This window comes from Amycolatopsis circi (genome assembly GCF_003385235.1).
GTDB lineage: Bacteria > Actinomycetota > Actinomycetes > Mycobacteriales > Pseudonocardiaceae > Amycolatopsis > Amycolatopsis circi.
The window spans coordinates 88,943-112,996 of sequence record NZ_PQIA01000009.1 but is presented as its reverse complement, the minus strand read 5'-3'; the positions used below and the strand labels follow the sequence as shown (position 1 = coordinate 112,996).

Here is a 24,054-nt window from a genome sequence, read left to right as displayed (position 1 = left end):
GGGAATCTGACCTGGATCAACTGGTTGTTTTTTGTGGTGGTGTCTGGTGGTGGTGCGTGCGGTGCGGGTGCGGGTTGGGGGGGTGGGGGTGGTGGGGTGGCTGTCGTCGAACCAGCGCTTTCCACTGGTTCGGGTCGGGGTGGGCGGGTGTGGGCGGGTCAGGTTTTTCGGTGGGTGGCGGTGAAGAGGCCGTGCCAGCTGTCTTGCCATGGCCAGTGTTGCGGCAGGCGCAGGGTGGTGGTGCGTGCGGTGCGGGTGAGGCGGGCGGCGACGGCGATCAGCTGGGCGCGGATGGTGCCGGTGCGGGCTTTGGCGTGGAAATGGCTGGCGAGGCAGCCCGCGGCGCGCAGGAGGTTGTGGGTGAACGCGGCGAGGGCGAGCCAGGCGGCGTTGGCGTGGAACCGGCCGGAGGGGAAGTGCGCCAGGGCGGAGTTGTTGAGGTCGGCGAAGATCTGCTCGATGGTTCCGGCGCGGCCGCGGTGCTGGGCTTCGGCGGCGGCGGTGTCGACCGTGGTGTTGGTGAACACGGCCTGGTAGCGGTAGGCGGGGAACAGTTCCCCGGTCGCGTCGCGGGCGTCGGCGGCGGTGTCGCGGACGCGGCGGACGACGAGGCGGGCGGTGATGAACTGGCCGTTGCGGCTCGGGTTGGTGAACGCGGTGCAGGGGGTTTCCGCGACCTCGGCGGTGCCGGCTCGTCCGTCGTCGCGGCAGGGCGGGCCGTAGCCGATGCGCGTCCACGCTGTCTCGTCGATCGCGGCGATCGCGGCGCGGACCGAGGAGTTCTGCGGTGCGGTGACGGAGAACCGGGCCCCGCCGGCGATGACCGCGGCCAGGATTTCCCCGTGGTAGAAACCGGAATCCAGCCGCACTACCAGTGTTCCGGTCGCGCCGCAGGCGCGGGCGGCCGCGAGGTTGCGGCGCACGAACGAGACTGCGTTGCGGGCGGAATGAGCCTGCCCGCCGCGCAGGCGGGTCCCGGTGATCACCGGTGCGCTGATCGGGGTGGACAGGCATCCGGCGAGGAAGTTCAGCCCGAGGGCTCCCGTGTAGCCGGTCTTGGCGCCGTCTTTGCCGCGCCCGGACACCGGCGTGATCTTGGAGTCGATGTCGAGGAACGCGACCTGCCCGGCGCCGGGCAGCAGCGGGACCCGCGCGAGCAGGCCCCGCAGGGCCTGACCGGTGACGTTCTCCAACTGGGCGACGTGGCCGGGGGTGAAATCGCGCAGGAACGTGCCCAGCGTGGAGGGAGCTCTGACACCGGTGAACAATCTCGCCATGCCGCCGTGGCGGACGACGTCCAGGCCGTCGATGGAGTCCGCGCCCGCGGCCATCCCGGCCACGATCGTCGACACTTTCGCGCCCGCGTTGGACCCCGCGGTCGTTCCCAGGGTGAGCATCCCCTCGGCCAGTTCGCCCAGCCCGGCATCGCGGGCCAGCCGCATCACCGGCACCAGCCCCGCATGCGACACCAGATTCGAGTCGTCGAACCTCGCCGACACCGCGGCGGCACTATGAGACGATCGCATCCAGCAGATGCCCTCTCGCTCGGATTGGTCTTTCCTTCGCAAGAACAACCATCCCAGGCCAGAGGGCATCTGCGCGTCCAGACACGGCCTACAACACCACAAACACCGGTGGATCCAGGTCAGATTCCCTCAAGGAGCCCTTCACGGACTTCGGGGACGGCGGAGTTCCGTGAGGGCCACCTTCAGGGACTCTGAGTCCCTCAGGGTTCCCCTCACGACCTCCGATGGTCCGTGAGGGCCACCTTCACGGACTTGGATTCCCCCAAGGGGTCCTTCACGGACTTAGGGGGATGGTGGAGTTCCGTGAGGGCCACCTTCAGGGACTCTGAGTCCGTCAGGGTTCCCCTCACGGCCGACGATGGTCCGTGAGGGGCCCCTTCAGGGACTGGGATTCCCTCGAGGGGTCCTTCACGGCCCGTCCCCGCCTGCCGGGGTGCACCGCAATGCGGCAATGCGGCGTCGGGTGCGTCGCAATGCACCCAATGCTGCATTGCGGCGCTGGCCCCGCCCGCGAACCGCCACCGATTCGCTCAACGTTCGAGGCACCCAGACCACCCCCGCACCCCGATACGAAGCCTTCTCTGCGGTCTGAGGGTGGTTGTCAAGGCATCTTTCCCGCCTTGACAACCACCCTCAGACCGTCAGCACAATCAGCTTCGGGGTGCCCCACGCAACCACTCTTTCGCGGCGCAGCCGCGCACAAAGAACCCGGCCCCCCGCAAGACGGAAGACCGGGCCAACCCAAACGCGGATACAGGATCAAACCGCGTCCGACATCTCCCCGACAAGAATGCTGTGGTGCAGCTTCCGCAACGAACTCCCCGGCTCGATCCCCAGCTGCTGCACCAAATTCTGCCGCGCCGACGCGAACGTCTCCAACGCCTCAGCCCGCCGATTGGACCGAGCGAGCGCAGTCATCAAATACTCAGTAAACGTCTCCCGAAGCGTATGCTCCTTCGCGAGCGCGGACAACTGCCCGACCACTTCACGATGCCGCCCGATGAGCAACTCGGTCTCCATCAGCAACTCAAGACACCCAAGCCGGCTCTCCTCAAGCAGGGTCGCATACCCCTGCACGTCAGGAGAATCGATGAACCCCCCGAAAGCCAGCCCGCGCCACAGTTTCGTAGCCTCCCGCAGCACCTTCGCCGCCTGCCCGTAGCTGCGATCCCAATGCAGCGTACGACCCTGCTCGTAAAGCCGAGTGAACCGATCAGCATCAAGCTCGTCGATGCCGACGTGCAGCGAATACCCCCGCGGACTGGTGACCACAGGACTCTCTTCCGCATCCTTATTAGTGCCCCGCAACAGTTTCCGCAGCTGCGACACGTACACATACAGCGCCGCACTCGCCCGCGAGGGCGGATGCTCGCCCCAGATCTCGCCGATCAGGTGCTCGGCGGTCACGACCTGGTTGTTCTTCGCCAGCAGCACGGACAGCAGGGTCTCGATCTTGCGGGCCCGCGGGGCGCAGACGCCGGGCCGGCCGCTCACTCTGATCTGTCCGAGGATTTCGTAGTTCAGCATGACTGCCCTCCGGTGTCTCTCGCGCCGGACCCGCCCGGCGGCGCCCCCAGCGCCGCTGCCTGCCGGTCCGAGCCGGGTCCACCACTGGACCATAGCAAACCGGGAGGTCGGTTTTCAAGGAAAAACCGGGAGGTTGGTCTGTTTCGATCTTGAGATGCCGCGTGTTGCCAGGTAATCGGGCATGAACTCTGGTAAACCGGGCGGTCGGTATGTCATGCTGGGGTGGCCGGAACGCACGCCGTGCCGTTCCCGGCGCGAGACGATGGGGAAGACGGTGACGAAACAGGCCCGTGCGGAGCTGACCAGGCACCTGCTGCTGGACGCCGCGGCGGTGCTGCTGCACCGCGACGGCTACGCGGCCACGAGCATGGTGGACATCGCGCGCGAAGCGGGCGTCACCAAGGGCGGCCTGTACTTCCACTTCTCGTCGAAGGACGAAGTGTGCGACGAGGTGCAGTCGGCCGCGGTCGCGGTCCTGCACGAGCACGTCGCGCAAGCACGCGGTCGCCGTCCGCATCTGCGCAGGCTGGCCGACCTGAGCCGGGCGCTGATGAGCTGGCTGGCCGAGGACGCGAAGGTGGGCGCGAGCTTCCGGCTCGCCCGCGAAATGGGTTCGAACGACCCGCGGTTCGTCGCGTTCGTGCGCGCGTGGCTGGGGCAGGTGCGCGCGCACATCGCCGCGGCGCACGGAGCGGGGGAGCTGAGCCCGCACGTCCGCCCGGACATGGCGGCGCTGCTGGTCCTGGTGACCTGCGTGGGCCTCGAGTCGGCGGCGGCGAGCGGGACGATCCCGGCCGGTACGGACCTGGCGAACACGCTTTCCGAGCTGTGGCGGGTGATCGAGGCGGCACAACCGGTGAGTTCGCAGGCCTCGGAGGCGACTGGCAGCTGAACGCCGACCGACCTTTTGCTCGTGGCGGATCCTTGAAACACGTTGCGCGACAACGGTTTCAGGACAGCGAACCGACCGCCCGGTCCGCTGTCCTGGACCTCACTCGGAATCGGCGGGAGTCCCGGCCGGATCGAACCGGTGCAGCCGCCGGGGCGGGACCGCCGAGTTCAGGATCATCTGCCACATGAACGTGATCCGCTCGTGCAGGTCCGTCCGCCCGGTCAGCACCTGCGAGCTGAGCTGGCTCCCGGTGAACGACGCGACCACGTACTGCGCGAGATCGTGCGCGTTGATCTCTTTCCGCAGGTCGCCGGCCGCTTTCGCGGCGAGCAGCAACCCGTGCACGGTGTCGATCCACTGCTTGTAGGCGTTCGCGGCCGGGGTGACGAACGAGCCCTGCTCGATGACCAGCCGGATGCCCGCGCGCACGCGCACGTCGGAACGCAGGCTGTGCCCCATGTTCTGGGTGAGGTCGATGGCGGTCTGCAGCCCGGGATCGTCGATGCCGGCCAGCGGGTCCCACACGGTGAACTGCTCGCGGATCAACGCGTCCGCCAGCTCTTCCTTGGACCTGAAGTGAAAGTACAGCGCGCCCTTGGTGACTCCGGCCTCGGCGAGGATGTCCGACAGGCTCGCGCCGAGGAAGCCGACCGCGTCGAACCTGGACGCGGCGGCGTCGAGGATGGCCTTGCGGGTCTGCTCCGCGCGTTCCTGGCGAGCCACTGCGCACTCCTTTCGGGAAGCCGCGGGCCCGGAACGGCCGCGCTGACACGCCAGTCTACCTCCGTTGCGGCCGTCGGAGCCAGAGAAAAAAACCGGTAGGTAGGTATGGTTTTGTCCGCGCCTTTCCGCTAAAAATGTGGTGGGGGTACTGGGGAAGTACTTTTTTCTGGGAGGACCGACATGGTCGGTACGCTGTTAGAGGAGTCTGTCAGAAGAACCTTCATCACTGATGGCGAAAGTTCGCCGGGCGGCCGCCCGGTCGACTTCCAGCAGACGATCCCGCGCAATCTCGTGCACCGCGCGGCCGTTTCGGAAGTTTTCGTCACCGACCTGAAGATCGTGGGCGAGGGCCAGTTCGAAGTCGGCGCGCAGTGGCCGCGCCGGCACGGCTTCTTCGGCCCGTGCGCTCCGGGGTCGCACGACCCCATGCTGTACGCGGAAACCTGCCGCCAGGCGGGGCTGCTGATCGCGCACCGCGCCTACGGCGTTTCGCTCGGCAACGCGTTCATCTCCGACCGCAAGACCAGCTCTATCACCCCCGAAGGGCTGGTCACCGAGGGTCGGCCGATCGACGTGGTGCTGCGGGCGAGCGCGCACGACCCGGTGTTCCGGGGCAAGAATCTCATCGGCATGCGGGCCGAGTTCGGCTGCTTCCGCGACGACGAACTGGTCGGCACCGCTTCGGAGACCTGGCGCTGCGTGTCCCCGGCGGTCTACCGCCGGCTGCGCGGCGACCACTTCGCGGCGACGCCGTTCCAAGCCCGCGCGCTGCCCACGGTGGACCCGGTGCTCGTCGGCCGGGACCGCGAGGAAGACGTGCTGGTCGCGGACACCGCGGTTCCGGGAACCTGGTCGCTGCAGTTCGATCCGGACCATCCGGTGCTGTTCGACCACTCGGTGGACCATGTCCCGGGCATGGTGCTGCTGGAGGGCGCGCGGCAGGCGGCGCTGTTGACGCTCGGCGATCCGTACGCGCTGCCGTTGCGCTCGGATTTCGAGTTCTCCGCCTACGTCGAGTTCGACTCCGAATGCCTGCTGGTGGCCGAGGAACTCGAACCCGACGCCGACGGGTCCCGCGTGGTGCGCGTGGTGCTGGAGCAGAAGGGTCGCGCGGCGGCGACCGGCATCCTGGCGATGCGCAGGTCATGACTGCCGGCCTGGGGGCGGACAGTACGACCGGGGAAATCCTCCTCACCGGAGCGACCGGGTTCATCGGCTCGGCGGTGCTGCGGGCGTTGCTCGCCCGCGGCGCCGCCGTGCGGGTGCTGGCGCGCGGTGCGGTGCCGGAGTGGATCGCGCGATCCGGCGCGCGGATCCACCGAGGCGACCTCACCGACGCCGCCGGGCTGGCCGGGGCGTGCGCGGGCGTTTCGACGCTCGTGCACGCCGCGTCCCGGATCGGCGGCACCGAAGAGGAATGCGCGGAGGTCAACGATCGCGGCACGGCCCGGCTTCTCGCGGAAGCACACCGCGCGGGCACGCGTCGCATCGTCAGCCTCAGCACCTGCGCGGTCTACCGCGACGGCGACCACCGGGGCGAGCCCGAGGACACAATGGACCTCGGGCCCGCCTCGGCCACCAGCCGCACCAGGCTGGTCGGGGAACAGCAGGTCCGCGCGGCAGGCGGGATCGTTTTGCGCCCGCACCTGGTGTACGGCGACGGTGACCGGCACGTGGTCCCGGCGCTGGTCAAGTGGCTGCAAGCGGTGCCCGCCTGGGCCGCGGGCGGCACGGCGCGGACATCAGTGGTCTCGTCCTGGGATCTTGCTGCCGTGCTCAGCGCGTTCGCGCTGGACCCGGCACTGGGCAGGCCCGGCGAGGTGTTCCACGTCGCCGACCCGAAACCGGTGCGGATCCGCGAGCTGCTCGAGGCCGTCTGCACCCTGCTTGACCTGCCGATTCCCGATTCCGACCTGCCGCTCGCCGAGCACCGGGCACGCACGCCGTGGCTCAGCGAGCACCAATGGTCGCTGCTCACCCGGGACCATTGGTACGACAGCGGAAAGGTCTGGGAAGTCACCGGCGTGTCCCCCGGACCGGGACTCGGCGTCCGTTTGGCCCAATCCCGGAACTGGTATCGGGAAACGCTGGCAATTCCCGTTGCCGGTTGAAGATCGAATTCGCGGAAAGTAATCGAACGAATTCGCGCGGCAATTGTTCGCGGCGCGCGGCCGTCCGGAGAATGTCATCCCGGACGGCCGCCGCTGTTTCCGCGAAGTTCATTTCGGTGGCGGCGAGCCCGGGCGTGGCGCGAAGATGATCGTCATGTCCCGACGCGAGCTAGTCGTGCTGGGTTCGGCGAGCCAGACGCCGACCCGGCACCGCAACCACAACGGCTACCTGCTGCGCTTCGACGCCGACGGCATCCTCTTCGATCCGGGCGAAGGCACCCAGCGGCAGATGATGTACGCCGGGGCGACGGCGAGCGAACTCACGCACCTGTGCGTCACCCACTTCCACGGCGACCACAGCCTCGGCCTCGCCGGCATCATCCAACGGCTGTCCCTCGACGGCGTCGCGCACCCGGTGCGCTGCCACTACCCAGCGTCCGGCCAGGAGTACTTCGACCGCCTGCGGCACTCGACGTCGTTCCACGAACGCGCCGAACTGGTCCCGCTGCCGATCTCCGTACCTGGCCCGCTAGGTGGCGCCCTGTCGGCATACCCGCTGGAACACCGCATCGACTGCTTCGGCTACCGCTACGCCGAGCCCGACGGCATCCGGATGTTGCCGGACGCACTCGCCGCAGCAGGCGTGCAAGGCCCCGCCGTCCGAAAACTCCAGGCCGACGGCGTACTAGAGACACCTCACGGCGTGGTCCGACTGGAGAACGTGAGCACACCGCGTCCAGGCCAAGTGGTCGCGTTCGTGATGGACACGCGCCTGTGCCCGGGCGCGTTCGCCTGCGCGCACGAAGCGGATTTGCTGATCGCCGAATCGACCTTCCGCGCCGAAGACGCCGACCTTGCCTACCGCTACGGCCACCTGACCAGCACCGACGCCGGCCGGCTAGCGGCTGAATCGGGTGCCCGGGAGTTGCTGCTGACGCACTTCTCGCAGCGCTACCCGTACGAGGAAGCGGACCGGTTCCGCGACGAGGCCGCGAAGGTGTTCGACGGAGAGATCCACGTGGCCCGCGATCTGGACGTGGTGCCGCTGCCTCCTCGCCGGTGAGGTTGCGGCCGGGTCCGGCATCATGGCGTGATGGCTCAACCGGTCCCCGCTGACGTGCTGGAAATCGCCGAAGCCCTTGTCCCCGGTTCTGCGGTGGACTCCGCTCGCCTTGCCACCCAAGGGAATATGCACCACGTCGTGCTCTTGCCCGGCGTCGCCGCGGTGCGGATCAGCAAACGCCCCGACTCCGCCGCGGAGCTGCCGCGCCGAGTCGAGATCCTTCGCGCCGTCGCCGCGGCCGGACTGCCCTTCGCCGTGCCAGAACAGCTGACTCCGGTGACGACGTTCGGAGACCGCGCGGCCGTCGCGGTCTCCTGGATCGACGGCGAAGGTTTGCCAGAAGGCGTCGGCGACCCAGCGGCGTTCGGTTCGCTGTTGACCGCGCTGCGCGAGGTTGAGATCTCACCGGAGCTTGAAGCCGTTCTCCACCGGCCGCGCAGATACGCCAACGGCCTGGGCTGGGCGGAGATCTTGCGCGAGGTGATCCCACAACTGCCCGAGGGGTGGCAACCATGCGTCCAGCAGCGGTTGGACGCGCTGCTCGCACTCAAGGAGGTCCCCGCCAGACTCGTCCACGGCGACCTCGGCGGCAGCAACGTCCACTTCGACACCAGCGGCAAACTGACCGGTGTCCTCGATTGGGACCTCGCCATCTTGGGGGACCCAGCCATCGACGCGGCGCTCGTCGCGAGCTGGCACGGCTGGGACGTCCTCCGCGCGGCTGCCGACGAGGAGACCTTCCGGCGCGCTCAGGCGTGGAACGACCCGATTGGCGTCGAGCATCTGCACGCGGTCTTCACCGGGAAGCCCTTGTCGAGGGTCGACGGTTTCGTCCGCGCCGTCGTGGCCTGGCTGGAGAGGCCCGCTAGCGGTCTCCCGGAAATTCCGGACTCGTAGCAGGGCAAGCCCACGAGACCTACCAGTCCTCTTCGGCAGGCAGACGTATGACCGGTTCGCTGGGTTGTCGAAATCCTTGATGGCCGACGATGTCCCCAGCTGGTCGTCAGCCTTTTGCGGCGCGCACGTGCCGGTGCCCGCTGACGGGAAAGTCCGGCGGTGCTGGCGGCAGCAGTTCGTCGAGGACGTAGCCGCACTTCTCCGCGACCCGGCAGGACGCCGGGTTGTCCTCGGCGTGCAGCAGCTCCAGGCGGCTCAACGGGACGAACTGCTGCGTGCCGAGCGCCCACCTGGACGTGGTTTCCAACGCCCGGGCAGCGATACCGCGCCCCCGAGCTTGAGCGGCCGTCCAGTAACCGACCTCAGCGGTCCCAGCGTCGCGAACCTTCACGACGATGTGGCCGAGCGGCGAGTCATCGTCGGCCACCACCGCGAAACTGAACTGCGTCGAGGAGTCCCAGCCGGAGACCTGCGCGTCCAGCCATCGCCGGGCCTCGGCGTCGTCGACGAGAGGCTTCGTCAACCGGCGGCGCAGCAACGGATCACGATGCGCGGCGACCAGCACCGGCCGATCCTCCGCTCGCCACGGCCGCAACCGCAAGGCGGCCGCGGACTCGGTTTGAGGTATCGACAAGACGACCGTCACGAGCATCCACCCCCTCCGAACCACCCCAAGATCATCCCACCCGCCACCGACAATTCCGGGCGGCGTGTCGCCACCCGCCTCGCTAGCGCCCACCATCGCCCATGACAGACTGCCGGGCGATGTACACGCCGTCTGATCTCGCTGACCTGCTCGAATGCGAGCACCGGAGCATCCTCAAGCAGGCATTGGCGGCGGGGATACCCGGCGCGCCGCGGCCCAGTTCCGCACCCGATCGGCTGGCGGTGAAGCACGGGCGGGCGCACGAGGCGGCCACGCTCGGACGGTTGCGCGCCGAGCGGACGCAGGTCGTCGAGATCGAGGAGCACGATCCGGTCGTCGCGGCGAAGGCCACCGAGGAAGCGTTGCGCGCGGGCGCGCCGGTGGTCTACCAGGCGGTCTTCCACGACGGCGAGTTTTCCGGCCGCGCCGATTTCCTCCTCCGCGACGACCAGGGCCGCTACGAGGTCTACGACACGAAGCTCGCCCGGCACGCCAAGCCGTCCGCGGTCGTGCAGCTCACCGCGTATGCCGACGCGCTGCGCCGAGGCGGCTGGCCCGCCGGCCCGGAGATGCACCTGCTGCTCGGCGACGGCAGCACGCGCAGTCTCCGCGTCGACGACTTCCTCCCGCTCGTGGACCGGCTCCGCGACCGGTTGCAGGACCGTCCGCCCCAGTTGCCGGACCGGATCTGGGCCGACGAGCGTCCGGCGTGCACCGGATGCGCGTTCGCCGACCACTGTTCGTCCGCGCGCGAGGCCGACCGGGACCTGTCGCTGGTCGCCGGGATGCGCAGCGAGCAGCGGCGCAAGCTGGCGACCGCCGGGCTCGGCACCATCGACGCGCTCGCCGGCGCCGATCCCGCCGACCGTCCGCGCGACATGTCCGAGGGCACGTTCGCCTCGTTGCGCGCGCAGGCCGCGATCCAGGTCCGGCAGGACGAAACCGGTGAGCTGGCCTACGAAATCATCGCCCCGGACGCGCTCGCCGCACTGCCCGAAGCCAGCCCCGGCGACGTCTTCTTCGACATGGAAGGCGACCCGTACGCATTGGCTGGCACCGGCCTGGAGTACCTCTTCGGCGCAGTAACCCCGGACCAGCGCTTCACCCCGTTCTGGGCACACTCGCGCGCGCAGGAGAAACGAGCGTTCGAGGAGTTCATCGACTTCGCCACCGCACGGCTCGCGGAACACCCCGACGCGCACGTCTACCACTACGCGCCGTACGAGGTCACGGCGATCAAGCGGCTGGCTGCCGTGCACGGCACGCGCGAGGAAGCCGTGGACGAGCTGCTGCGCAGCGGCGCGATGATCGACCTGTATGCCGTGGTACGCAAGGCTTTGCGGGTAGGACAGCGGTCGTATTCGATCAAGTATTTAGAACCACTGTACATGCCGGAAGCCCGCGATGGCGACGTAAAAACGGCAGCGTCGAGCATCGAGGCGTACGAGGACTACCTGACGCTCTCCTCGGCAGGAAACGCCGAGCAAGCCGACGAAATTCTCCGCGGCATCGCGGACTACAACGAGTACGACTGCGTCTCTACCTTGCGCCTGCACGAATTCCTCCACCGTGTGCGCGCCGAAGCCGGAATCGACCTGGCCGAGCCGGATCCTGAGTCCGAAGTGGACGCTCTGCTCCGTCGCACCGAAGAGGAAGAAGCCGCCCAGCGCCGAGCCGAACGCGCCGCCGCGATGGCGGCTTTGGTCGATCCGCTCCTGGACGGCCTCCCCGAAGACCCCGCCGATTTCACTCCCGACGACCACGCCCGCGCGCTGCTGGCCGCCTCCGTCGGTTACCACCGCCGCGAGACGAACCCGGCGTGGTGGGAGTTCTTCCGGCAGCTGGCCGCCCCGCTCAGCGACCTCGAAGTGGACACGACCTGCGCGGTCCCGCTGTCGGTGACCGCGGGCGAGTGGGTGCCGCCGTCCGGCCGGTTGCGCACCGCGAAACGCACGCTCGTCGTGAGGTGCGACCCCGACCGTCCGCACCCGTTCGCACCCGGCGACGACGTGCGCTTGCGTTACGGCGCTGACGCTCGCGACGCGAAAGTCGTCTCCGCAACGGCCGTCGAAGTAACCCTGGAAGAGAGCAGCGCTCCAGATCAGACGTCCAACGACCGTCCCGCAGCAGTCCTGCCGGGCAGCCCGGTCCGTCCGTCGCCGAAGGACGAGGCGGTAGCCGATCTCGCCCGGCTGGTAGGCGAAACTCTGCCCGCGCTGCCGTCACACCCCGGCGTCGACCTGCTCCGCCGTATCCCCCGGTTGCGCGGCGGTTTGCCCGAACCGGGGGAAGATTTGGTCGCCACGGTGATCACCGCGGTCGACCAGCTCGACGGTTCCGTGCTCGCCGTCCAGGGCCCACCCGGAGCCGGAAAGACTTACCTGGCCGGGAAACTCATCGCGCATCTGGTGCGTTCGGGCCGGACCGTCGGCGTCACCTCGAACAGTCACAAAGCGGTCGAGAACGTGCTCTCGGCGGCCATGGAGAACGCGCCGGAGATGGCCTGCGCCAAGCGCGCGAAGCGGACGCCGGACCCGGAATTGCCTTGGGAACAACCGAAAAACAACAAGGCGCTGGTACAGTGGCGTGAAGAGCATGACACCGGCCACCTGGTCGGCGGCACGGCGTGGACCTTCGCCAATGCCGCCGTGCGCGAGGAACCCTTCGACGTTCTCGTGATCGACGAAGCCGGTCAGTTCGCCCTCGCGGACGCGCTGGCGGTGTCGATGTGCGCGAAGAACGTGGTGTTGCTAGGGGATCCGCAGCAGTTGCCGCAGGTGGTGCAGGGCACGCACCCAGCAGGCGCGGAGGCGTCCGCGCTCGGCCACTTGATCGGCGACGCGGACATCATCCCGCCGGAGCTGGGATATTTCCTCGATCTGACGCGCCGGATGCATCCCGCTGTGTGCGCGCCGGTGTCGAACCTGTCGTACGCGGGTTTGCTGCACTCGCATCCCACCGCGGAACGCTCGATCGACGGTTTCCCCTCGGGTCTCTATCTGGCCACAGTCGAGCACAGCGGGAACACCACGCGTTCGGTGGAAGAAGCCGGGGAAGTGGTCTCGGTGATCAAGTCGCTGCACGGCCGGTCGTGGGAAGGCCGTCCGCTCACTGACGCCGATTTCCTAGTCGTGGCACCGTATAACCTGCAGGCGCGAGTCGTGACGCGCGCCTTGTCCGACGCTGGTTTCGGCGACGTCCGCGTCGGTACGGTGGACCGGTTCCAGGGCCAAGAAGCACCCGTTGTGGTGACCACCATGACGTCCTCGTCGGCGGTAGACTTGCCGCGAGGCCTGGATTTTCTGTTGTCCCGCAACCGGTTGAATGTCGCTCTGTCGCGCGCGCAGTCCGTCGCGGTCCTGGTGTGCTCCCCGAAGCTGCTCGAAGCCGACATCAGAACGGTGGACCAGATGCGGCTGGTCTCCGGCATGCTGGGGTTGCTGCGCGACGCCCGCGAATGGATCGGCTGACCTGCGTCCACTGACCTGCAGCGGCTGGCCTGCAGCGACTGAGCTGCAGTAGCTGACCTGCAGCGGCTGAGCTGCTGGGGAGTGCCCGCCCCGGCCGGTCCGGTCGGGATCCGGCGGCCGGGCGGGCACATGTCCCCGCTCGCGCGACCGTGGGGGAGGGGTGGCGCGGCGAGCGAGGTGGTCTGAGAGCGCCCCCGCGCGTCCGGCTTGCGGGAGCCGGAGCGGGGGCGCGGGATCCCCGTCCGCGCGGGGCACTGGGGGAGATACCGCAGCGGACGGGGTGGCTGGGAGAAAACTGGCGGGTTCGGCGCGGACAGTCCCTTTCGGGCTGTGCCGCACCCTGGCGTGTTCGGGGCGGACGGTCTCGTTCGGCGGTCCCGCACCTCGGACTGTTCGGTCCGGACTGTCTCGTTCGGCCTGCCCCGGACACCGGTGTGTTCGGTGTGGACGGTCTCGTTCGGGCTGTCCCGCACCCGAGCGTGTTCGATACGGACCGTCTTACCCGGATCGTCCGGCACGCCGAAGAGGCTCGGCGGCGTATCGGGCGAGTTCGGCGTATCCGGTTCACAAGGCCAATCGTGGTTGCCGCTATTCAATACAACTCATTGCGGGCCAAGAACATTCCCGCGGCCGGGGGTGTGCTCCCGCTCTCCTCCGGACCGGCTGGGGGTTACCGGCCGGCGGGAGCAGGAGCACCGGATCCCGTTCCGCGCCGGGGGGAGCAGTCGCGCGGAGCGGGTAGTTCTGCGCCGGTACGGGGGCCGCCTCGCGGCGAGTGGCACGACCAGGCTCCGGCCGAACCGGTATTCCTGGAAGGCAGAAGGTGAGGCCCGGGGGCACCTCCGTACCGACACCCTGTACAACGCTCGAACCGCGCGAATGTTCCGGCCCCACAAGGTGATCTGGATCGCCACCGATCGAGTGACCGCTTGGTCGGCCCGGGTAGCCGACGACGGCTGAACCTCGATCAGGTTGTCCCGCTTGGCGAATCGTTGTCCATTCGCCGTGTCCGCCCGCGCTCGGCCCAGCAACGCCGAGCGCGGCCCCTCCTGGAACCGTCCAGCGTCGCCGAGCGCCCCCGCTCCTGGAATCGCCCAGCAACGCCGAGCGCCGCCACTCCAAGAGCCACCCGCGCAGCCGAACCAGATCCGCCCCTCCAGTTGACCGGCATCACTCCAGAACGAACTTGTTCGTAACGAACATGTTCGTTAGTCTGAAGCGCAGCCACCACGAAGAAAGGGAGCACCTCATGACCATCACCATCGTCGGCGCCGGCCTCGGCGGTCTCAGCCTCGCCCGCGTCCTGCACGTCCACGGCATCGAAGCCACCGTCCTCGACCTCGACGTCTCCCCGTCCGCCCGCGCGCAGGGCGGCATGCTCGACATCCACGACGACTCCGGCCAGGTCGCCCTCCGCGCCGCCGGCCTGCACGCCGAATTCCGCGCCCTGGTCCATTCAGGCGGCCAGGAAACCCGCGTCTACGACCGGACCGCCGCCCTCCTGTTCTCCGAGGCGGACGACGGCACTGGCGACCGGCCCGAGATCGACCGCGGGGCTCTGCGCGACCTCCTCCTCAACTCGCTGCCGGAAGGCACCGTCCGCTGGGGCACGAAGGTCACCGCCGCGGAGCCGCTGTCCGACGGACGGCATCGGCTCACCCTCGCCGACGGCACGTTCCTGACCACCGACGTGCTCGTCGGAGCCGACGGCGCCTGGTCGCGGATCCGTCCCCTGGTCTCGCCGGAGAAACCGGCGTACACCGGGATCTCCTTCGTCGAGATCGACCTCCTCGAAGCCGACACCCGGCACCCGGACGCGGCAGCGCTCCTCGGCGGCGGCATGAGCTTCGCGCTCGGCGAGGACAAAGGCTTCCTCGCGCACCGCGAACCGGACGGCAGCCTGCACGTCTACGCCGCCGTGCGCGTCCCGGAAACCTGGACCGCGTCCGTCGACTTCACCGACCGCGACGCCGCCAAAGCCGCCGTGCTGAGCCACTTCGACGGCTGGCCTGACCAGCTCCGCGCGCTGGTCGCGGACGCGGACGGCGACCTGGTCCCGCGCTTGATCCACGCGCTCCCGGTGGAGCATTCGTGGGCGCGGGTGCCCGGGGTCACGCTGGTCGGCGACGCCGCGCACCTGATGTCGCCATTCGCAGGGGAGGGTGCCAACCTCGCCATGCTCGACGGTGCTGAGCTGGGGCTCGCCCTTGCCCGGCACCCGGACGACGTCGAACGCGCGCTCGCCGAGTACGAGGCCGCGTTGTTCCCGCGCAGCGCGAAATCGGCGGCGGAGTCGGCGCAAAGTCTCGACAGCTGTTTCCGCGCGGACGCACCGGCGGCCCTGCTCGAGCTGTTCGGAGCCTGACGTCCACAGTGGACGCAAGTACGACTTAAGCGGTACCCGGATCGAGCCGTCAAGCCGATCCGGGCCGGGCGGTTCCGCTCGCAGAATGGGCCTCAACCCGCTGTGAGAGAGGAATCCGCCGATGACCGCCGTTCTGGCCGACACTGTCCATCGAGGCCTGCAGTTCGCCGCCGTTGCCGGGATGGTGGCGCTGGTGGCGTTTCCGATCTTGCTGTTCATCGGTGCGCTGGTGAGCGTGCTCGGCAGTCCGCTCGGTCTCGGGATGAAGTTCGTGTGGGTGATCTTCGCGTTCTGCGCGCCGTTCCTCGGGCCGATGCTGTGGTTCCTGGTCGGCAAGAAGAGCGCGGAAGCTTCCTTTCGCTGACACAAGATGTCAGTGGACCGCAGTTAGCGTCCCGGCATGGATCATGAGATTGACGCTGGCAAGTTCGCCGAGCGGTATGTCGCAGTGTGGAACGAATCCGACCCGGCCGCCCGCCGCACGGCGATCGCCTCGTTGTGGGCCGAGGACGGGGTGCAGTTCATCGAGTCCGCGGAGTATCGGGGGCATCAGGCACTCGAGAGTCGGGTCCGCGAGGCTTTCGAAGAATTCGTTGGCGGGGCGGGATTCGTGTTCCGGTCCGCCGGAGACGCGGTCGGCCATCACGGCATGGTCCGGTTCAGCACGTGCATGGTCCCCGCAGCGGGCGGGGAGGTCGTCTGGACCGGCTTTGTCGTGGCTGAACTCGGCGAGGACGGCCGCATCCGGCGCGACTGCCAATTCGCCGAACCGCCTCGCCCCGCGTTCCCGGACGCACGGGTTGCGGCGGACGAATTCGTGCGTCGGCTCGCGCAGGGCGACCCGGATCGGATCGCGGAGCTTTTCGCGGAAGCAGTCGACTGGCGGGTGAGCTGGCCGGAACCGGAGCATCCCACGGTGCCTTGGATTCGCCCTCGCTCCTCCCGGGCGGACGTCGCGGACCACTTCCGGATGCTCGGAAATGCCTGTGCTGCCGAGGAAAGCGAGATCCGGGTCGACCGGATCCTGATCGACGGCCCGGACGCGGTGCTCGTCGGGACGAGTTCCCAGACGGTCAAGCTGACCGGCAAGCGTTTCGCGACGAGCTTCGCGGTGTGTCTGACCGTCAGCGACGGATTGATCACGCGGTACCACGTTTACGAAGACAGCCTTGCCGTCGCGGAGGCATTCGCCGGATGAAACGCCGGGCAGCCGGAGCGGAGAGTCCGCCCGGCTGCCCGGCATTTTCACGCGGTCAGGAAACGTTCAAGTCGATGCAGGCGTAGAACGCGTTGCCGGTGTCCGCGATGTTCCACACCGCGAGCACCTTCTGCTGTCCGGTGTAGCCGCTCAGGTCGACCTGGTGCGACACGGTTTCCGGCGGGGCCTGGTCGTTGCCGCTGAAGCTCGCGACCTGGGTGCCGCCGATGAAGTACTCGTAGTCGCTGGTGCGGTGGCGCGCGGTGAACACCCAGGTGAAGGTGACCTGGGTGCTGACCGGGGTGACCTTCCAGCCCTTGCTGTCGTCGTCGAGGTCGGCGAACCGCTCGTTGCCGCCGCTGCAGCTCTGCAGGCCCTTGGGCCCTTCGACGCTCTGCGGTTCCCATTTGATGTCGCCGCAGGACACCGTTCCGTCGGCGCATTGCGCCTGCCTGCTCGGCGGGGAGTTGACGTAGCCGTGCGCGCTGGCGATGCCGGGGCCGATCAGCATCAGCACCGGAGCGAGTATCGCGCCGCCGAGTGCGGTGAGCATCGTGCGTTTGCGGGGCATGGTGGCTCCTTCGAAGCCGGGCCCGCTCCCGCGCCGGAGGGCGGCCGGACGAGCCACGGCACGACCGACGAGCCCGCGGTGGGGTGGTGCGCGGGCGGTGGGGGTGGGGAGATTTGTGGTCTAGACCATACCCGGCCGCCCGCACTCGGTCAAGAATCAGCTACTCTGCGTTATCTGTACATCGGGATACTGTATGCAATAGGATGCGGGCGAGGATGCCGACCGCAGGGAGACCGCGATGTACACGGTGACCGACCCGGCCACGGGCCAGCTGATCGAGGAAATCGAGAACGCGACCGACGAGGAGGTTCGCGCGGCGATCGAGCGCGTCGGCAACGGATATCGCAGCTGGCGGGACCGTCCGGTAGCGGAACGAGCAGCGATCGTCGCACGCGCCGCAGACCTGTTCGAGCGGCGTGCCGACGAGTTGGCCGCCATCATGACCTTGGAGATGGGCAAGCGAATCAACGAAGGCCGCGGCGAGGTCGGGATCGTCGTGGACATCTTCCGCTACTACGCGGAGCGCGGGCCGGACCTGATCGCCGACCAGCCCCTCGCGATTCGCGGCGGATCCGCGGTCATCCGCAAGGAACCGATCGGCGCGCTGCTCGGCGTGATGCCGTGGAATTTCCCGTGCTACCAGGTGGCCCGGTTCGTCGCGCCGAATCTGGTGCTGGGCAATACAATCCTGCTCAAGCACGCGTCGATCTGCCCGCGTTCAGCGCTGGCGATCGAGGAAATTCTGCACGAAGCAGGCGTACCGGACGATGCTTACGTAAACGTCTTCGCTTCGAGCCGCCAGGTCCCGTCGATTCTCGCCGACCCGCGCATTCAAGGCGTTTCCCTGACCGGCAGCGAACAGGCCGGTATCTCCGTGGCAGCCGAAGCAGGCCGGAATCTGAAACGATGCGTACTGGAACTGGGCGGCGCGGATCCGTTGCTGGTTCTCGACACCGCGGATCTGGACGAAACGGTGCAGGCTGTCGCGACCGCGCGGATGCGTAACTGTGGGCAATCCTGTAATGCACCTAAGCGGATTATTGTCCAGTATGAGCTTTATGAGGAATTCGCGGACCGTTTCACCAAGCGGGTCGCCGACTATTACGTCCCGGGGGATCCGGCTGACCCGGCTACGAAGCTGCCTCCGCTGGCTTCCGTCGCCGCTGCTGACGAGGTCGCTGGGCAGGTGGCTCGCGCGGTGGAGCAGGGGGCGACTTTGCGTACCGGTGGCCGTCGTGGTGAGGGTGCGTATCTGGAGGCGACTGTGCTGACTGATGTCACTCCGGAGATGGACGCTTACCGGGAGGAGATCTTCGGGCCGGTGGCGATCTTGTTCCGGGCGGATTCGGATGATCATGCTATCGAGATCGCGAATGACTCGCCGTTTGGTTTGGGCGCGGCTGTGTTCGGCACGGACCCGGCGCGTTTGCGCCGCGCCGCGGATCGGCTGGAGGCGGGAATGGTGTATTTCAACAAATCCGGTGGATCGCAGGCGGATTTGCCGTTCGGCGGGATCAAGCGGTCGGGGATGGGGCGGGAGTTGGGGCCTTCGGGGATCGAGGAGTTCATGAACAAGAAATCTATCCGCCTCTGACCTGCACGTTTGCAGTTGTGGACCCCCTCAGGCCGTCATCAGGCCGTCTCGGACTCGGTGACGGCCTGACGCGGAGCGAACACCTTGTCGGCGGCGACCCGAGCCCGCTTATGGCTCGACGGCACGAGATGGGTGTAGATGCGGAGGGTGTAGCCGGGGTCGTGGTGGCCGAGGTACTCAGCTACCTCTTTGATCGATACGCCTTGAGCGAGCAGCGTGGAAGCGTAGAAGTGCCGCATCGCGTGCATCCCGTCGCGGCGGTCGACGTAGTCCAGTCCGGCGGACACGAACGCGCACTTCCACTCGCCCCTCGTGAAGTTCGACCCCTTGATGATGTGCCACACAGGCTTGTTCCGGTACTGACGGGACCGCCGGAGGACCCGACTGATTAGCAGCCGGACAGTCTCGGGCGGGCCGCCAGGTTCAAGCCAGGGGAGTGTGAGGGTCACCGGCTCGTATTTGGCGATGTGGTCGTCAACTTGGTCGAGGACACCAGCTCCGAGCGGGACCACTCGCGTCTTCCCGCCCTTGGGAGGAGAGAACACCGGTTGCCCGCCGATCCACCGGATCTGGCGCTGAACGTTGACGATCATCTCGTCGCGGTCGATGTCGTCCGGGCTGAACCCGAAGATCTCCATCTGTCGCAACCCAAGCCCGGCACCAAGCGGAACCACTACGGTGTACTCCGGTGGCAAAGCGAGCTGGACCGCGTGCATGCGTGACTCAGCCCAGGGGATCACCTTGCGTTGCAGCGGCTTCGGCCGTTTGATGCTCTTGGCGCGGCACGGGTTAGACCGGACCTTTTTGTCGTCCGCCGCGGCTTGAAGGATGGCGGACACTGTGTCGAAGAGGACCGCGCGATACGAAGCCATGAGGCCCCGGCCGCCCTCCTTCTTCGGCCTCTCCAGCCAGTCGAGCCAATCGCGGATTGTGTCGGTCTTCTCGACCACCTTCAACGGCTTGTCCCCGAGGAAAGGGAAGATCCCGGTCTTGAGGTGGCTGTTGACAGTCTGGCGCGTCCCTGCGTCGGAAGACTGCCCCTTCTGCCACTGCGCGGTGTAGTCGCGAAACTTCTCGTCGCCCGACTCCGGCGCGATGTACTCGCCCGTCATCACGTCGTGCTGCATCTTGGTCAGGAAGGCACGTGCCCGCGTAAGTTGTTTGTCCGGGAAGGACTTCGATCGCTCGTTGCCTTCCGCATCGTAGTACCGGACCTTATAGCGTTCGCCTTTGCCGAACAGTTCGGTCTTCTCTCGAACAGGATGGCCCTTGGCATTGAACACGGGCTTGCCTTGCTCGTCCTTTTTCTGCCGCCACCAGCGGTCTTGTACGTGACCTTTCATGTCGTCTCCTCCGTTGTACGCGAACGCGACTCCTCCCCGCGCCTCTTTGTCGGGGCGCGGGGAGGGCCGTCGCAGTTGGCAGCTACGCCGCTTCCGTTGATTCGTCGAGGCTTTCCAGCCACTGACGCACCGTTTCCGGGCTGTACCGAACGTGCTTCCCGATCTTCTTCCAGGACGGGCCGTAGCCCTTGAAACGCCAGTCACGCAACGTCTTCGGCGGGATGCCGAGAAACGCCGCCAGCTCGTCCGGAGACCACAGACCTTCGACACTCACCACCGTGACTTGTGCCCCCATAGAACCTCCCTTCGTCAGGCCGCTTGCTGAGTTGCCGAAGTTTCCGGCGGACTGGCGGCGAGTAGTGCTCGGTCGTATTCGGCTTTCCATGCGATGCGTTCGGCGATCGCGTGCATCACCAGATGCGGTCTCGGTGGCACCTGCGGGTCGGCGGCGTCGACCTTGCGCCAGACGAGCCGGGCCGGGTCGGGTTGTGGTTTCTCGATCCCGACAGCGGCCAAGGCGTCCATCACGAATGCCTTGCGGTCGGCTTTGTGGTCCACGAGGGTCTTGCCCGACCACTTCCGCGACACCAGAACCCGCCGCCCCGGCAGGCCGAGGGTGGTCCGCCGATGCGCCCGGCCCTTGCAGTGCCCCGGGGTGGTCTTTCCGTTGGCTCCCTTGGGTTGGATGCCGTAGAGCAGCCAGACCGCGCACCGGGGCGAGCACGGGGTGACGGCCAGTTCGGCGTGGAGCCGGTCGTGGTGGTCGGCCAGGGCCGGGGTGTCGGCCTCGACCACTTCGCCGGTGGACTTGGTGAGGTATTTGGTCAGGTAGCCGATGTGGCGGCCGGCGTCTTCGGTGCCGCCGAGGATTCCCTTGGAGTGGACCTGGCGGCCGAACGTCGCCACGTGTGCGGGTTCCTCGACCTGGTCTGCCGCGTCGTCCCAGGTGAGCAGGGGTTGGCGGGTGTCGGGGTCGACAAATCCTCGCTCCGGCCCGTCCCAGCTCGGGAGCCGGTCGGTGTAGACGATCTCGTCGTGCTTCGGCCACCAGACCTGGTGGTAGGTGGCTTCGGTGACCTGCCGGATCACTTCGTGCGGCACCGTTCCCCGGATGGCGGCGTGCAGGTGCGGCGCGGTCCGCTTCTGCGGCTCGACCGTCGCGAAGTACTGCACGTCCCAGCCGACGACCCGGCGCAGGTTCTGCCACCACCGGTCCACCAGCGCCGAGAAATGCACCGCATCCCGCGCAGCCCGCCGATAGTCATAGGCAGCGGGGTTGACCGGGGAGCCGTCACCGCGGACCGGGCCGTAGGTGTCGCAGGTCAGCGTGACGAACATCGACGGCCGGAACCGGCCCGCGTACTCCCTGCCCACCGTGGTCTTGGCGACCTTCCGTCGGGGCAGGTTCGGCGCGTCCTGCCGCCGCCTGGTCGACCGCTTCACCGCCTTCTTCGTCGGCAGGTCGACCGACGGGAGACGGCCCCGGGCCCCGAGTTGCCGAAGTTCGTCGTCCACGCCACGGATCTCGTCCCGCAGCTCCTCCGCTTCGGGCTGGTCGGTGTCGGCGACCTCGCGGTAGGAGGCGGCGAGATCAGCCCGGTAGGCCAACAGCTCCGTCTGATCCTCGGTCGGCTCGTCGGACGTGAGGTCCGGTTCTTCGGTCATGTGCCAGCCCTCGCGGCACTGGACTTGCCGCAGCGCCTTGGCTTTCCGCGCACACGGCAGGCACACCGATTCCACAGTGGACCCGCACGGCACCGGCACGTACCGCAGTTCGCCGGTGTCCTGGTCGCCGACCTCCATCGTGAACGGCCGCACGCACACCCCGTGCTTCTCCGCCGTCGCCCGGATCACGTCGTCGGCCAGCGGCATCCGCATCCGCTCCGCTCGTGTCCCTTCCATCAGGCCGCCGCCTCCCCTCGCGACGCCCACCCGCGCAGCACCTGCACCGGCATCGACTGCCTGTCCCCGGCCGGGAGGTCCGGGAACACGCTCGGGTCGAAGAGCACCGCGCCGTAGACGCGCACCGGGATTCCGCACGGCGTCCGGCCGACGATCCCGATGTGCACCCAGCTGCCCTCGGCGATCCGCCACAGCGTCGCGGTGACGTCGTCGAGGGTGTTCGCCCAGGTCAGCAGCGCCCGGGCGACTTCGGCCAGGCCGTCGACGTCCAGTTGCACCGTGATCGGCCTCGACCACGCGGAGACGTCCAGCGACGCGACCGGCGGCAGCTGATGCAGGTCTAGGTGATCGCGGATCGTGTCGAGGAAGATCATCAGCCGGTTCATGCGGCCCTCCTTTCCCCGCAGTGGTCGAGGTGGTGAGTGCCGCCGTTGGTGACGTACCGCTCCAGTGCCTTGACGGTGTCGTCGGAGACCCAGCCCGCGCGGACCCGCAGCGGTTCGCGGATGCCCTCGCCCCACACATATCCGGTGCCGGGCATGGTCTCCGGGATGCGGTTGGCCCACGCCCCGCGTTCGTACGCACCGTCGCCCAGCACCATCCCGACGTGGTTTTTGGACGTGACGCGCAGGCAGACGCGGCGGGTGAACAGCTCCCGAACCGGAACCGTGTCCTTGGTCGGTTCCTGCACGTAGCCGCGGACCGACACCCCCAACGCCCGGCCCTGAGTGTTGAGGACCGCGACGTGCTCCACGATCGCCTCGCGGGTCTTGCGGTCGGTGTAGCGGGTCAACGCGCCGATCTCGTCGAACTCCAGCAACTCCAACGGAAACTCTTGCGAGAGCGGCACATCCCGCGTGTTCCCCGCGAACTCCCGCTTACGGCGCTCCAGCTCGTCCCGCAGCCCCTCCAACAGTTCCAGGGTGTCCTTGCCGGACACGGCGTAGCGGGCGAAGATCCCGCGCCCGTAGGCCAGCTCCATGCCCTTCGGGTCCACACCCGACACCCGCACCAGACCGGAGCGGATCGCCGAGGCGGCCGACACCAGCGGGGACCACATGACCGAGTTCTTCCCGGCGCCGCTGGCACCGGCGACGAGGATGTGCGCGCCCGCACCGGTCAGCGGCAGCCGCCACGGCGTCCCGTACTCCGTCGTCCCCGCATACACCGCCCGCAGGTTCACCCGAGCTGGTTCGAGGCCGGGCAGCTCACGGCATCGGACTGGGGTGGTGAGCAGGTCGCGGCGCATGAAGTCCAGCGACACCACATCCGGCGCGATCTCGCGCACCTGCACCCGCGACACCTTCCGCGCCGTCGCCAGCGCCCGCGCCGCGTCGTCGAAATCCTCCGGCTTCTGCCCCGGCACCAGCCGGACCCGGACCTCGTCCCACGAGGCCCCCGACCGCACCCGCACCAACGTGGGCACCGCAACACCGGACGTCTTACGGGCCTGCGTGATGGCCTGGCGCTTCCGCCGCCGCGACGCGAGATTCACGGTCACGTCCACGGGGATGGCTTCGTCGCGGACGGTCAGGCCGCAGGCGTGCAGCCAGTCCGGCAGCTTGCGCCCGTAGACGGCCCAGCGAAGCCACCACGCCCGCAGCCACCGGCCGCACCACCGGTCGAACCCGACCACATCGAGCTGATGCCAGACCACCGCGATCAGCGCCAGCGTGACGAGCACGACCGTCAGCGACAGCCAGCCCCACCACCGCAACCACGCCGCTAGTGCGACGAGAGTCAGGCACGTGCGCCAGCGGGTCACGATCTGCCGCACCAGCCAGCCGACCGCCCGCAGCACCGTCCAGAACACGAAACCCAGGAACGCCAACGCCGCCAGGGTTTCCACAATGGACGCCAGCGCACGGCCGAGCTTCGCCAGCACCCACAGCATCACCGCGACACCCGCGCCGACAGCGATCAACACGGCCGCGTTCATCGCCGCTCACCGCCTTCAGCCGCGGTGAGGTCGAGCGGCAGCATTCCTTGACATGCCGCGCACTTCGTTTCACCCGGAACGAGTCGGGTGAACTTTTTGCATGCGGCGCAACGCATCCGGGTGACCCCCGTTGACGCACGCCGTCCAGAACCGGTTATGTTCGTCATTGTTCACTTCCCAGTGGACAGCGCAGAACCGGTGAAGGTTGGTCGCCAGAGGCCGGTTCTGCGTTAATACGGAACAATTCCAAGCGCAAATGGGCGCGTTGAACACAGCACACGTCGCCG

The 24,054-nt window shown here is 68.1% G+C and carries 20 protein-coding genes; 10 read left to right on the top strand and 10 right to left on the bottom strand.

Annotated features, from left to right (window positions below):
• Positions 1-158: 158 nt before the first annotated feature.
• Both D0D37_RS04765 and D0D37_RS04760 read right to left on the bottom strand, forming a co-directional pair.
• Positions 159-1,526, bottom strand: a complete 1,368-nt coding sequence (locus D0D37_RS04765; RefSeq protein ID WP_116199275.1) for an IS1380 family transposase — start codon at positions 1,524-1,526, stop codon at positions 159-161.
• A 759-nt stretch (positions 1,527-2,285) separates the two neighbouring features.
• A complete protein-coding gene (locus tag D0D37_RS04760; protein ID WP_116199274.1) occupies positions 2,286-3,053 on the bottom strand; it encodes an AfsR/SARP family transcriptional regulator in 768 nt (255 codons plus the stop codon).
• Positions 3,054-3,234: 181 nt separating this feature from the next.
• Here D0D37_RS04760 and D0D37_RS04755 point away from each other — a divergent pair, with 181 nt between their 5' ends.
• Positions 3,235-3,945, top strand: a complete 711-nt coding sequence (locus tag D0D37_RS04755; RefSeq protein WP_244223385.1) for a ScbR family autoregulator-binding transcription factor — start codon at positions 3,235-3,237, stop codon at positions 3,943-3,945.
• 99 nt (positions 3,946-4,044) lie between these two features.
• Here D0D37_RS04755 and D0D37_RS04750 read toward each other — a convergent pair whose 3' ends face one another.
• Positions 4,045-4,668 (bottom strand): ScbR family autoregulator-binding transcription factor, encoded by a 624-nt coding sequence (locus D0D37_RS04750; protein ID WP_116199272.1) that lies wholly within the window; start codon positions 4,666-4,668, stop codon positions 4,045-4,047.
• 180 nt (positions 4,669-4,848) lie between these two features.
• Here D0D37_RS04750 and D0D37_RS04745 point away from each other — a divergent pair, with 180 nt between their 5' ends.
• The 4 genes from D0D37_RS04745 to D0D37_RS04730 all read left to right on the top strand — a co-directional run bounded on the left by D0D37_RS04745 (position 4,849) and on the right by D0D37_RS04730 (position 8,739).
• Positions 4,849-5,817, top strand: coding sequence for a ScbA/BarX family gamma-butyrolactone biosynthesis protein (locus D0D37_RS04745; protein ID WP_116199271.1), 969 nt, complete (start codon positions 4,849-4,851; stop codon positions 5,815-5,817).
• Positions 5,814-6,779 (top strand): NAD-dependent epimerase/dehydratase family protein, encoded by a 966-nt coding sequence (locus tag D0D37_RS04740; protein WP_116199270.1) that lies wholly within the window; start codon positions 5,814-5,816, stop codon positions 6,777-6,779. The genes D0D37_RS04745 and D0D37_RS04740 overlap by 4 nt, the downstream gene beginning before the upstream one ends.
• Before the next feature lie 154 nt (positions 6,780-6,933).
• A complete protein-coding gene (locus D0D37_RS04735; protein WP_116199288.1) occupies positions 6,934-7,842 on the top strand; it encodes a ribonuclease Z in 909 nt (302 codons plus the stop codon).
• A gap of 30 nt (positions 7,843-7,872) precedes the next feature.
• Positions 7,873-8,739, top strand: a complete 867-nt coding sequence (locus tag D0D37_RS04730; RefSeq protein WP_116199269.1) for an aminoglycoside phosphotransferase family protein — start codon at positions 7,873-7,875, stop codon at positions 8,737-8,739.
• Positions 8,740-8,845: 106 nt separating this feature from the next.
• On the opposite strand, the gene D0D37_RS04725 is transcribed toward D0D37_RS04730, so the two are convergent.
• Entirely contained in the window at positions 8,846-9,385 is a 540-nt protein-coding gene (locus tag D0D37_RS04725) for a GNAT family N-acetyltransferase (RefSeq protein ID WP_208719800.1), read from the bottom strand.
• Positions 9,386-9,504: 119 nt separating this feature from the next.
• Between D0D37_RS04725 and D0D37_RS04720 the strand changes: the two genes are divergently transcribed.
• From D0D37_RS04720 to D0D37_RS04705, 4 genes are all read left to right on the top strand, one after another.
• Positions 9,505-12,855 carry a TM0106 family RecB-like putative nuclease gene (locus D0D37_RS04720; protein ID WP_116199267.1) on the top strand — a complete coding sequence of 1,117 codons (3,351 nt, stop codon included), beginning with the start codon at positions 9,505-9,507 and terminating at the stop codon, positions 12,853-12,855.
• 1,249 nt (positions 12,856-14,104) lie between these two features.
• Positions 14,105-15,220 carry an FAD-dependent oxidoreductase gene (locus D0D37_RS04715; RefSeq protein ID WP_116199266.1) on the top strand — a complete coding sequence of 372 codons (1,116 nt, stop codon included), beginning with the start codon at positions 14,105-14,107 and terminating at the stop codon, positions 15,218-15,220.
• 121 nt (positions 15,221-15,341) lie between these two features.
• Entirely contained in the window at positions 15,342-15,584 is a 243-nt protein-coding gene (locus D0D37_RS04710; protein ID WP_116199265.1) for a PLDc N-terminal domain-containing protein, read from the top strand.
• A gap of 36 nt (positions 15,585-15,620) precedes the next feature.
• A complete protein-coding gene (locus D0D37_RS04705; protein WP_116199264.1) occupies positions 15,621-16,418 on the top strand; it encodes a nuclear transport factor 2 family protein in 798 nt (265 codons plus the stop codon).
• A 55-nt stretch (positions 16,419-16,473) separates the two neighbouring features.
• Here the strand turns inward: D0D37_RS04705 and D0D37_RS04700 are convergent, their stop codons facing one another.
• Positions 16,474-16,989, bottom strand: a complete 516-nt coding sequence (locus D0D37_RS04700) for a lytic polysaccharide monooxygenase auxiliary activity family 9 protein (protein ID WP_116199263.1) — start codon at positions 16,987-16,989, stop codon at positions 16,474-16,476.
• 238 nt (positions 16,990-17,227) lie between these two features.
• Here D0D37_RS04700 and D0D37_RS04695 point away from each other — a divergent pair, with 238 nt between their 5' ends.
• Positions 17,228-18,583 carry an NAD-dependent succinate-semialdehyde dehydrogenase gene (locus tag D0D37_RS04695; RefSeq protein ID WP_116199262.1) on the top strand — a complete coding sequence of 452 codons (1,356 nt, stop codon included), beginning with the start codon at positions 17,228-17,230 and terminating at the stop codon, positions 18,581-18,583.
• 38 nt (positions 18,584-18,621) lie between these two features.
• Here D0D37_RS04695 and D0D37_RS47770 read toward each other — a convergent pair whose 3' ends face one another.
• From D0D37_RS47770 to D0D37_RS04670, 5 genes are all read right to left on the bottom strand, one after another.
• Positions 18,622-19,926: a tyrosine-type recombinase/integrase gene (locus D0D37_RS47770; RefSeq protein WP_244223384.1), complete on the bottom strand. Its 1,305-nt coding sequence runs from the start codon at positions 19,924-19,926 to the stop codon at positions 18,622-18,624.
• Positions 19,927-20,008: 82 nt separating this feature from the next.
• Positions 20,009-20,221, bottom strand: a complete 213-nt coding sequence (locus D0D37_RS04685; RefSeq protein ID WP_037810528.1) for a helix-turn-helix domain-containing protein — start codon at positions 20,219-20,221, stop codon at positions 20,009-20,011.
• A gap of 14 nt (positions 20,222-20,235) precedes the next feature.
• Complete coding sequence (locus tag D0D37_RS04680) at positions 20,236-21,828, bottom strand: replication initiator (RefSeq protein WP_116199286.1); 1,593 nt, start codon at positions 21,826-21,828, stop codon at positions 20,236-20,238.
• Positions 21,828-22,214 (bottom strand): hypothetical protein, encoded by a 387-nt coding sequence (locus D0D37_RS04675; RefSeq protein ID WP_116199261.1) that lies wholly within the window; start codon positions 22,212-22,214, stop codon positions 21,828-21,830. Before D0D37_RS04675 ends, D0D37_RS04680 begins: the two co-directional genes overlap by 1 nt.
• Entirely contained in the window at positions 22,211-23,767 is a 1,557-nt protein-coding gene (locus tag D0D37_RS04670; RefSeq protein ID WP_116199260.1) for an FtsK/SpoIIIE domain-containing protein, read from the bottom strand. Before D0D37_RS04670 ends, D0D37_RS04675 begins: the two co-directional genes overlap by 4 nt.
• Between the last annotated feature and the right edge of the window lie 287 nt (positions 23,768-24,054).